The sequence below is a fragment of the Ramlibacter sp. genome, assembly GCF_035706265.1.
Classification (GTDB): domain Bacteria; phylum Pseudomonadota; class Gammaproteobacteria; order Burkholderiales; family Burkholderiaceae_C; genus Ramlibacter.
In genome coordinates this window covers 1-2,063 of the sequence record NZ_DASSVG010000024.1, presented here as the reverse complement: position 1 = coordinate 2,063, position 2,063 = coordinate 1, and the positions used below count along the sequence as shown (strand labels likewise).

Below are 2,063 nucleotides of genomic sequence, written 5' to 3'. Positions count from 1 at the left end.
GATCCGATCGAGCTGGGCGTGGGCGTCGTGCACGAACGCGCCGCCTTCGGCGCGGCCAACGAAACCTCGCTGCGGCTGGCGGTGCGCGTGCCGCTGGGCGGCGAGGTCCGCAACGGCGCCCGCCTCGCCGCCGCCCGGGCGGAACTCGAGGCGGCGCAGGCCGAACTGGACGCCACCGAGCGCAGCGCCCGCGCCGAGCTCGAATCCGCCCGCGCCGAACTGCAAGCCGCGCGCCGCGCCGAAACGCTGGCCGGCGAGCGCGAACGCGACGCCCGCGAAGTGCAGGCACTGATCGCCAAGTCCTGGCAGCTCGGCGAAAGCGACCTGCCCACCCGGCTGCGCGCCGACACCGAACGCTTCGAAGCCGAACTCGCCCATGCGCGCGCCACGCTGGAGACGCGCCGCGCCATCGCCCGCCTGAACCAGGCCCACGGAATCCTCCCATGAAGAATCTTCCCACCCTGATCCTGGCCCTGGCGCTCGCCGGGGCCCTGCCGGCCGCCCGCGCGCAGGACGGCCACGACCACGGCCATGACCACGACACGCCGGCCGCCACCGGCCCGGCCAGCCCGCGCCTGAATGCGCAGTCCGACCTGTTCGAACTGGTCGGCATCGTCGAACACGGCGTGATGACGGTCTACCTGGACCGCTTCGCCAGCAACGAACCGGTGGCGGGCGCCCGCATCGAGTACGAGGCGGGCCCGCACAAGGGCGTGGCCGAGCCGCAGGCGGACGGCACCTACCGCATCGCGGTCGACGCGCTCAAGCGCGAGGGCGAACTGCCCTTCGCCTTCACCGTCACGGCCGGCAGCGACATGGACCTGCTCGCCGGCGAGCTGGACCTTCACGTCGAGGAGGCCCACGGCGCCGAGCCGGCCTCCCGCACCCTGCCGCAGTGGGCGCTGCCGGCAGCGGCCGCCGCGGCGGCCATCGCACTGGCGGCGGTGATCCTGGGCCGGCGCCGCACGGGGAGCGCAGCATGAAGACGAACATTCCGACCCTCCTGCTCCTCGCCGGCGCCCTGCTGGCCCTGCCCGCCGCGGCCGGCGAGGGCCACGACCACGGCCACGGCCACGAGCACGGCGACCACGCCGCGGCTGCGCCCGGCAATGCACCGAAGCGCCAGCCCGATGGCAGCGTGTTCCTGCCCAAGCCTTCGCAGCGCCAGCTCGCGCTGCGCACCCAGCCGGCGGAAGCGAAACCGCTGCCGCGCACCGTGGAGCTCACCGGCCGCGTGCTGATGGACGCCAACGCCGGCGGCCGGGTGCAGACCACGCAAGCCGGCCGCATCGAGACGGTGGGCGGCGGCCTGCCGCACCTGGGCCAGGCCGTGCGCAAGGGCCAGGTGCTGGCGGTGGTGCGCTCCTCGGTGGCGGCGATCGAGCGCGCCAACCAGCAGGCCCAGGCCGCGGACCTCGCCGCGCAACTGGTGCAGGCCGAACGCCGCGCCGCGCGGCTCGCGCAACTGGAAGGCACGGTGCCGCAGAAGGACATCGACGCTGCCCGCGGCGACGTCGAGGGCCTGAAGCAGCGCCTCGCCGCGCTCCACCGGGGCGTGGCCGCCACCGAGACGCTGGTGGCGCCGATCGCCGGCGTGATCTCCGCCGCCAACGTGGTCGCCGGCCAGGTGGTGGAGGCGCGCGAAGTCCTGTTCGAGATCGTCGATCCGGCGCGCCTGGTGGTGGAGGCGCTGGCCTTCGACATGGCGCTGCTGGGCGACGGCATCGCCAGTGCCAGCGCCAGCCCCGCGCCGGGCCTGGGCGTGCCGCTGCGCTTCACCGGCGCCGGCCGGGCGCAGCGCGAAGGCGCAACCCCGCTGCTGTTCCACACCGCCGGCCAGGGCGCGCTGCCGCTGGCGGTGAACCAGCCGGTGAAGGTGGTCGTGCAGACCCGCAAGACGGTGCAGGGCGTCGCCCTGCCCAGCGCCGCCATCGTGCGGAACCCGAGCAACCAGGACAGCGTGTGGGTGCACGCGGCGCCCGAGGTGTTCGTGCCGCGCACGGTGCGCGTGGTGCCGCTCGATGGCGCCACGGTGTCGGTGGTCGACGGGCTGCAGCCCGGTG

3 protein-coding genes are annotated in these 2,063 nt (G+C 75.1%); all 3 read left to right on the top strand.

Going from position 1 to position 2,063, the window contains the following annotated elements:
* A partial coding sequence (locus VFM98_RS00900) for a TolC family protein (protein ID WP_325108000.1) occupies positions 1 to 447 on the top strand: 447 nt, incomplete at its 5' end.
* Entirely contained in the window at positions 444 to 983 is a 540-nt protein-coding gene (locus tag VFM98_RS00895) for a hypothetical protein (protein ID WP_325107999.1), read from the top strand. The genes VFM98_RS00900 and VFM98_RS00895, both read left to right, overlap by 4 nt.
* Positions 980 to 2,063, top strand: a 1,084-nt coding sequence (locus VFM98_RS00890; RefSeq protein WP_325107998.1) for an efflux RND transporter periplasmic adaptor subunit, incomplete at its 3' end; no start/stop codon positions are given. The genes VFM98_RS00895 and VFM98_RS00890, both read left to right, overlap by 4 nt.